The following is an 8,062-nucleotide window of genomic DNA, read 5'->3' as shown; positions in this document are numbered from 1 at the left end:
TTGCTACACCCGTTCGACTTGCATGTATTAGGCCTGCCGCTAGCGTTCATCCTGAGCCAGGATCAAACTCTCCATTGTATAAATTTTCTACACTTACTCGAAAGTAAGCTGATGTCGAGTGCTGATCCGACTCGTTGTTGCAAGAACTTGGTTCTTACTGTTACGCGTCTCTCACTCGGGGCCGAAGCGCTAAAGTGAGCTTACCAATTTGTCATTTCCATCCATTCAAAGAACGTGTGTTCCTCCCGTTGGAAGAACCGTGTGGTAGCCTCAAGTGGCTGCCGGTCTTGTTGTTATGCCGAGCGTCGTTCCGTTCGGGGTTGCAAAGGTAAGAAGCTTTTTTCGATTTGCAAGAAAAGTTGAAATTTATTTTTCGACTCTCTATCGTTTCGGGCGCTTGACTCGCCTCCGATTGAAGCGGGCTGCAAAGGTAGCAGCTTCTTTTCATTCTGTGCAAGACCAACTACAAAAAAAGTTTTACACTACTTCGTTGCGGTTATCTTGTGGCCCCCTCCCTGTCGAAGTGGGGTGCAAATCTAGCAAACTATGGCCTTAGCAACCAAAGAAAACAAGAAGAAATTTTTCTTGGCCTTTCTTGTCCCCTTGTCCGTCCGATTTGGGAGTGCAAAGGTGCAGTATTGATTTGGAAGATGCAATTCATATCCAGAAAAATATCTACTGTTTCTATTTGCTACAGCTTATCAGCACTATAGCATGTTGCTAATATTATCTGAGACGTACAGTTTTAAATAGAAGAAGGGCACTGTAAGGTGCCCTTCTTCTATTTGTGTATTCCCTTAATTGAGATGTAACGTACTGATTCTATCGGGTCCTACGCTTACTATGCTGATAGGTACATCCAGATACTGTTCCAAGAACTGGACATATGCGTTCAGTTCTGCAGGTAAAGCATGTGGATCAGTTAGCTGCTGTAATTCGGTTTTCCAGCCGGGCATACTTTTGTAGACTGGTTTCATAGTCTGCAAGTCACCATGGTCAGGCAAATGGTCGGTTCGCTGACCATTGGGGTACTCATAGTGAGTGCAAACATAAATTTCGTCGAACTCATCCAATACGTCGGCCTTCATCAAGTGAATCTCGGTGACGCCGTTGAGCATGATGCTATAACGCAAGGCAGGTAGATCAATCCAGCCGCAACGACGGGGACGGCCAGTTGTGGAGCCGAACTCGCGGCCGGCTTGGCGAATTTGCTCTCCTACCTCATCATGCAATTCAGTTGGAAATGGACCACTACCTACGCGCGTACAGTATGCTTTACTGATACCATACACTCTATCAATATGCTTTGGAGCAATACCAAGACCGGTGCAAGCGCCAGCAACTATAGTGCTTGAAGAGGTAACGTATGGGTAAGTGCCAAAGTCGATGTCTAACAATGAACCTTGTGCACCTTCTGCTAGAATCTTCTTGCCTTGCTTTAGCAAATCGTTTAATAAATATTCTGTATCCGTTAGCTGAAGCGTACGTAGAAACTCGATAGCTGAGAAGAAATCAGCCTCTAACTCCTCTATTTCCAGCTTCTGGTTATGGAAGGCTGCAAGAGTTGCGTGGCGGGCTACTGCTTCCTGATAGCGCTGATTAAAATCAGGCAACAGGATATCTCCTACTCGCAGGCCAGTCCGGCCGATTTTATCCTGATACGTAGGACCAATTCCTTTTAGCGTGGAACCGATTTTTCCACTACCGCGCACTTCTTCATTAATACGGTCGAGGGCACGGTGTGAGGGTAGAATGAGCTGTGCTTTCTTAGAGATGTATAGGTTGGCTGCCCAATCAATACCCCGGTCTGTGAGCTTTTGCAGTTCCTGACGGAATACGAAAGGGTCGAGGACGACGCCGTTGCCTACTACGTTGAGGATGTGCGGGTGAAAAATGCCAGATGGCACTTGGTGGAGGACGTGCTTAATGCCGTCGAAGGTGAGGGTGTGGCCAGCATTGGGTCCTCCCTGAAAGCGGGCTACTACATCGTAGGTGGGAGCGAGTACGTCAACAATTTTACCTTTCCCTTCGTCGCCCCACTGTAGGCCTACTAAAACATCAACTGGCATTAGTTTACGGTTTTCAATTGTTGAGCGGCGGCGGTGGCGTCGTCGGCTATAGAAAAAATGGCGTTCAGTTTGGTCAGGGCAAGCATCTTCCGGGGATGATCGGCGGGATTGATGAGCACAAGCTCGCCACCACGGCTGCGAAATTTAGTGAGCAACGAGACCAACACGCCGATACCCGTGCTATTGATGTAGCGCACTTCTGAGAGGTCAACGGCGCAGTGACGCAACTCTTCCCCTAAATGCTGATCGACAGACTGGAGGAGTTGCTGGGTATCGGGGCTACCGATAAGGTCGCCGGAGAGGCGCACGAAGAGGATGCCGTCCTGAACGGCGGTTTCTGTTTTCATTCGGCTAGAGAGCGAGTGGCAGCTTTAGCGCGGCAGTCGCCGCAAACGCCATAAAGATTCAAAGAGTGGTGCAAGATATGGAAGTTGAGTAACTCCCCGACCATGGTTTGGATACCATGAATGCGCGGATCACAGAACTCAACCACCTTGTGGCACTCCGTACAGATGACATGGTCATGCTGCCGATAGCCGTATGATTTCTCGTACTGAGCTAGGTTGCGGCCAAACTGGTGCTTGCTCACTAGGCCATGTTCTACCAGCAAATCAAGCGTATTATAGACGGTGGCGCGGCTCACTTGCAAGCCTTGCTCCTTCATTCCAGCAAACAACTCTTCCACATCGAAGTGGCCGGTGCGAGAGTATATTTCCTCTAGAATGGCGTAGCGCTCTGAAGTTTTGCGCAAGCCTTTATTCTCGAGGTAGGCAGTGAAGATTTTCTTCACCTCCTCGTATTTTTCTTTGTCAAGCATTTTGTGCGACCTTATATATAAGGAGTGTGCAAAGGTACGAACTACCAGATATAGAGACGAGAGGCAAGGCAGCTATAAGCCGAGAGGCCCACAGCATTTATATACCTTTTAAAACTCCCTGCTTTACTTAAGACTCTTTAGAACCTAAAAGCTGTCTTAGGAATCAAATCGTTCAACTAACAGAACGCCGTTTACTTTCGACAGACGCTGAATGAGTTTGTTCAGATGGGCAGTGTCATTGACGAAAACCATGATTTGTCCCTCAAACATACCATCATCTGAGTCAATGGTGATGGAGCGCATGTTTACTTTTAAGCTATTACTAATAATGCGAGTGACGTCGTTTACTAGCCCTACCCTATCGGAACCTTTGATGCGCAGTCCGGCCAGAAAGGCTAGTTCGAGTTGGTCGGTCCATTTGGCGCGGACAATGCGGTTGCCATAGTTCGACATCATTTTTACCGCCTTCGGGCAGGAAGTCCGGTGAATTACAATACCGTTTTCGGTTTCAAAGCCGAACACATCGTCGCCAGGGATAGGGTTGCAGCAGGGCGCAATGGTATAGTCGAACTTGTCGGTTTGTTCGCCGATAACGAGCATGTTAGCGCTGAGGCCTCTGATCTTCTGTACTTCGTGGTCGAAGGCTTTCGGCTCTAACTTGGAGGGCAACCGTGGTGCCTCAATAGTGGGGTCGAACAGGTCGGTTTTTATTTCGCGGCCATCGATTTGGCCGATGGCTACTCGATAGAAAAATTCCTGCGCGTTGTAGGTTTTGAAGTGCGCAAGCAGGCGATTGAAGTTGTCCTGCGAGTATTCTACCCCCAAGAGTTCTAGCCGCTTCTCCACAATGAATCGGCCATCATCGGCTTTGCTACGCTTATCGTCGCGCAACCACTCTTTTATCTTGGAGCGGGCTTTGGACGTAATGACATATTGCAGCCACTCCTCGGTAGGCTTCTGCTTTTGCGAAGTTAAAATCTCCACTTGGTCGCCGTTGCGGAGCTGATAGCTGAGCGGCTGTAGCTTTTGGTTGACTTTTGCGCCTAGACACTGCAAGCCAATATGGGTGTGTATTTCGAAGGCGAAATCTAAAGCGGTAGCCTTATCAGGCAGAATCAGCAGCTTGCCTTTGGGTGTAAAGGCATAAACTTCCTTTACAAACAGGTTTTGGCGGAACTCGTCCATGAATTCCAGGGCACTGGAATTGTTGGTTTCGAGCATTTCACGCACCTTGTTTATCCAAGCCTCCAGCGTTGATTCGGGCTGAATAGCGCCCGTGTCTTTGTATTTCCAGTGGGCCGCGTAGCCTTTCTCGGCAATTTCGTCCATGCGGCGGGAGCGAATCTGGACTTCTACCCACTGCCCGGAGCGCGACATGACGGTGGTGTGCAAACTCTCGTAGCCGTTGGCTTTGGGCGTACTTACCCAATCACGCAGCCGGTCGGGATTAGGCTGATAGAAGTCGGTTACAATGGAGTACACCTGCCAACACGCCGCCTTTTCCTGCTCCTGCGGCACATCCAGAATCACGCGGATGGCAAACAGGTCATACACCTCATCGAAAGTGATGTTCTGCTTGCGCATCTTCTTGAGAATGGAATAGATGCTTTTAGGGCGGCCTTTGATTTCGAAGCCGAAGCCCTGGGCTTTCAACTCGTCATCAATAGGCAATACAAACTCCTTGATGAAGCGGTTACGCGCGCTCCGGCTTTGGCGCACCCGGTTCAATAATTCGTTGTAAATCTCGGTGTCAGTGTACTTCAGGTGCAGGTCCTCTAGCTCGGTTTTGATGGCATAAAGGCCTAACCGGTGAGCCAGCGGCGCATACAAATAGATGGTTTCCGACGATATCTTGAGCTGCTTGTGGCGCGGCATCGAGTCGAGGGTCCGCATATTGTGCAGCCGGTCGGCTAGCTTGATGAGGATGACCCGAACATCTTCCGACAGCGTGAGCAGCATCTTACGGAAGTTCTCGGCCTGCTCGGAAGTACCGTACTCAAACACCCCGGAAATCTTGGTCAGGCCATCGACAATGCGGGCTACTTTAGTACCGAACTCTCGCTCTACGTCGGCAATCTCCCAGGGGGTATCCTCTACCACATCGTGCAGCAAGGCGGCCACAATACTGGTAGTACCCAGGCCAATTTCTTCTACTACAATCTGGGCTACGGCCAACGGGTGCAGAATATAAGGCTCGCCCGATTTGCGGCGCATTTCCTTATGCGCCTCCAATGACGTGTTGAAAGCCTTTTTAATCAGTTTCGCGTCGCCTTCTTTCAAGTAAGGCTTGGCAGTGCGGAGTAGGCGGCGGTAGTGGCGCAGGATTTCCTGACGTTCTACTTCGGGGTCGATCAAGGTGGCCATGATGAGTAGGCAGCGCCGAAGCGCCAAAGGTCAATAAATGCTAAAGTACGAAGCAAGGGGTGGCTTATAAACAACGGATGGCAACCAAAAGGTTGAGTGTTGCCTAACAACTAAGCAGTCAGCTTCTTCTCTCTTATCACTGAGGCTATTGCGTGGTGTTAGTGCTCCGTGTAGTTCAGGAAACAAATAACTTTTACAGATAATGATGGAATAGACGTTTGGTTTTTCAAAGACCTTACGTAGCTTTGCGGCCCCGAGACAAACGAGTCTTGAGGCGGATGTGGCGAAATTGGTAGACGTGCCAGACTTAGGATCTGGTGCCGCAAGGCGTGTGGGTTCGAGTCCCTCCATCCGCACATTTATTTAGTAAACATCACCGAAAACAAGCCCTGAGCCCTCAACCCAACCGTTGGGGGTTTCTTTTTCCCCGTTTTTGGACGCCGCTTACCCGTACTTTACCTCTAACCGACGACCCGCTTTGGACATCACCCTCGATAAGAAAGACGACCAACTGAGTGCCATCCTGACAGTGAACCTCAAGGAAGCCGACTATGCTCCCGCTGTAGATGCCAAACTGAAGGACTACAGCAAGAAGGCGCAAATCAAAGGGTTCCGCCCAGGTAAAGTACCGGCTACGCTGGTGCGCAAAATGTACGGCAAAGGTATTTTGGCCGATGAGATCAATGCGTTGCTAGGCAAAGCAGTTGATGGCTACATCAAAGAAAACAACCTCAAAATTCTGGGTGAGCCCCTACCGGTGCCAACCGACGTGAATTTTGACACCGAAAAAGAATTCTCGTTTCCTTTCGAGTTGGGCTTGCTGCCCGACTTCGAACTTCCAGCCGACCAAAGCATTACGGTTGACCGTCATAAAGTAGAGCTCGATGAGGCTACCCTACAGGAAACCTACGAGCAGATTGAGCGTCAGTTCGGCGAGAGCACCAACCCCGAGGTTTCGGAAGAAGGTGACTCGCTGTACGGCAAGCTGAAAAAGGCCGATGAGGAAGGCGAAGGCCGTCCGGTATTGCTGCCCATCAAAAAAGTAAAGAATGGTGCTGACAAGTTTGTAGGCGTGAAGCCGGAAGACAGCATCACGTTCAACCTGAAAGAAGCTTTCGACGGTGACGCAACGGCTATTGCTAGCGTTACGGGCCTGAGCAAAGAGGATTCTGAGGCTGCAGAAGGCGAATACGTGCTGAATGTTGAGAAAATCAACCGTACGGTAGCTGCTGAGATGAACCAGGAGTTGTTCGACAAAGTGTTCGGCAAAGACATCGTGACTTCAAAAGAGGAGTTCGACGAAAAAGTGCGCACAACGGTACAGGAAAACTACGACCGGGAAGCTGACAATTTGATCAACCGCACCATCATCGACAAGATGGTGGAGAACACCACGGTGCAGATTCCAGTTGAATTCTTCAAGAAATGGTTGTTGCGCGCCAACGAAGGCAAACTGACCGCCGAGCAGATTGAGGAGCACTACGATGACTACGCTAAGGAGCTGAAGTGGTCGATGATCCGAAACAAAGTGGTTGAGGAGCAAGGCCTAAAGGTTGACAACGAGGAAATCGTAGACCGCACGATGCAGAAGATTCTGGGCCAGTTCAACATGGAAATGACTCCAGAATTGGAAGAATCGGTACGTGGCTTTGCTGACAATTTCCTACGTCAGGACAACGGCAAGAACTACGTACAGGAGTATGAGGCCATTCTGGCAGAGAAAGTAGTGGAAAACTTACGCGGCAAAGTTGTTGTTAACGACAACCCGATTACGGCTGAGGACTTCCGCAATCAGAACGCTGGCTAAGGTTATCGTTCCGGTTTTCTAACCAACAAAAAAGCCCTTACTTGCCGTACGGGCTTTTTTGTTGCCCAACGGTTTCGTTTTAGCTACTTACATCTCCTAATTTCTCCCATGCTGAACAAACAAGAGTTTCGCAAATTCGCTGTGAAGGGCCAGGGCCTCAGCGGCCTGGGTGTGGACCAGTATCTGCATCATATTGAAGGTCAGGCAAAAGGTGGCCTGATGTTGCCAACGGGCATGACTCGTTCCGTAATTGAGGAGCGCCCAACGCGTTTCGCTGAGATTGACGTGTTTTCGCGTTTGATCATGGACCGGATTGTGTTCCTGGGCACGGCCGTTGACGATTACATTGCCAACATTATCACCGCACAGTTCCTGTTTTTGGAGTCGGTTGACGCCAAGAAAGACATTCTGCTGTATATCAACTCGCCGGGTGGTTCGGTGTACGCTGGCTTAGGCATTTATGACACCATGCAGTACGTTAATCCCGATGTAGCTACTATCTGCACCGGCCTTGCGGCTTCGATGGGTGCAGTGTTGCTAGCTGGTGGTGCCAAAGACAAGCGTTCGGCTCTGCCCCACGCCCGCGTTATGATTCACCAGCCCTCGGGTGGCGCACAAGGCCAGTCGTCGGATATTGAAATCACGGCCCGCGAGATTCTCAAGCTGAAGAAAGAACTGTACGACATTCTGGCGCAGCACACCGGCAAAACCTACCAGGAGATTCACGATAACTCCGACCGTGACTACTGGATGCGCGCCGATGAGGCCAAAGAGTATGGTCTGATCGACGAAGTGCTGGAAAAGAAGCCTGCCGCATAGTCATTTGAAGCTACTACCTAATGTGCTGAGTGACCCTCCTAACACATTATAGCACAGCTTTTAATCACACGCTCAGAGCTTACGCTCCTTAGAAAAGCCCGCTTTGGCGGGCTTTTCCTTTTATATAGAAGCCTCACCGTGGCGGCACTTTTTTCCTCGTGCGCGGCGTTGGCCTTTTCGTACCTT

General features: G+C 49.9%; 6 protein-coding genes, 1 tRNA gene and 1 rRNA gene. 3 read left to right on the top strand and 5 right to left on the bottom strand.

Features of this window, described 5'->3' with window-relative positions:
• The 5 genes from G536_RS0106275 to G536_RS0106255 all read right to left on the bottom strand — a co-directional run.
• A 16S ribosomal RNA gene (locus G536_RS0106275) occupies positions 1-78 on the bottom strand; the annotation flags it as partial.
• 719 nt (positions 79-797) lie between these two features.
• Positions 798-2,069 (bottom strand): adenylosuccinate synthase, encoded by a 1,272-nt coding sequence (locus G536_RS0106270; RefSeq protein WP_022822737.1) that lies wholly within the window; start codon positions 2,067-2,069, stop codon positions 798-800.
• Entirely contained in the window at positions 2,069-2,416 is a 348-nt protein-coding gene (locus tag G536_RS0106265; protein WP_022822736.1) for an STAS domain-containing protein, read from the bottom strand. Before G536_RS0106265 ends, G536_RS0106270 begins: the two co-directional genes overlap by 1 nt.
• Positions 2,413-2,886, bottom strand: coding sequence for a Fur family transcriptional regulator (locus tag G536_RS0106260; protein WP_022822735.1), 474 nt, complete (start codon positions 2,884-2,886; stop codon positions 2,413-2,415). The genes G536_RS0106265 and G536_RS0106260 overlap by 4 nt, the downstream gene beginning before the upstream one ends.
• Before the next feature lie 156 nt (positions 2,887-3,042).
• Positions 3,043-5,250 carry a RelA/SpoT family protein gene (locus G536_RS0106255; RefSeq protein ID WP_022822734.1) on the bottom strand — a complete coding sequence of 736 codons (2,208 nt, stop codon included), beginning with the start codon at positions 5,248-5,250 and terminating at the stop codon, positions 3,043-3,045.
• A gap of 274 nt (positions 5,251-5,524) precedes the next feature.
• Here G536_RS0106255 and G536_RS0106250 point away from each other — a divergent pair.
• The 3 genes from G536_RS0106250 (at position 5,525) to G536_RS0106240 (ending at position 7,876) form a co-directional block, all read left to right on the top strand.
• Positions 5,525-5,606: transfer RNA gene (locus tag G536_RS0106250), tRNA-Leu, on the top strand.
• Positions 5,607-5,683: 77 nt separating this feature from the next.
• Complete coding sequence (gene tig, locus G536_RS0106245; protein ID WP_245575752.1) at positions 5,684-7,057, top strand: trigger factor; 1,374 nt, start codon at positions 5,684-5,686, stop codon at positions 7,055-7,057.
• 108 nt (positions 7,058-7,165) lie between these two features.
• Positions 7,166-7,876 carry a ClpP family protease gene (locus G536_RS0106240; RefSeq protein WP_022822732.1) on the top strand — a complete coding sequence of 237 codons (711 nt, stop codon included), beginning with the start codon at positions 7,166-7,168 and terminating at the stop codon, positions 7,874-7,876.
• Positions 7,877-8,062: the final 186 nt, after the last annotated feature.

This window comes from Hymenobacter norwichensis DSM 15439 (assembly GCF_000420705.1).
Lineage (GTDB): Bacteria > Bacteroidota > Bacteroidia > Cytophagales > Hymenobacteraceae > Hymenobacter > Hymenobacter norwichensis.
Note: the sequence above shows the minus strand (reverse complement) of the source record. Positions and strands in the feature narration are given on the sequence as shown.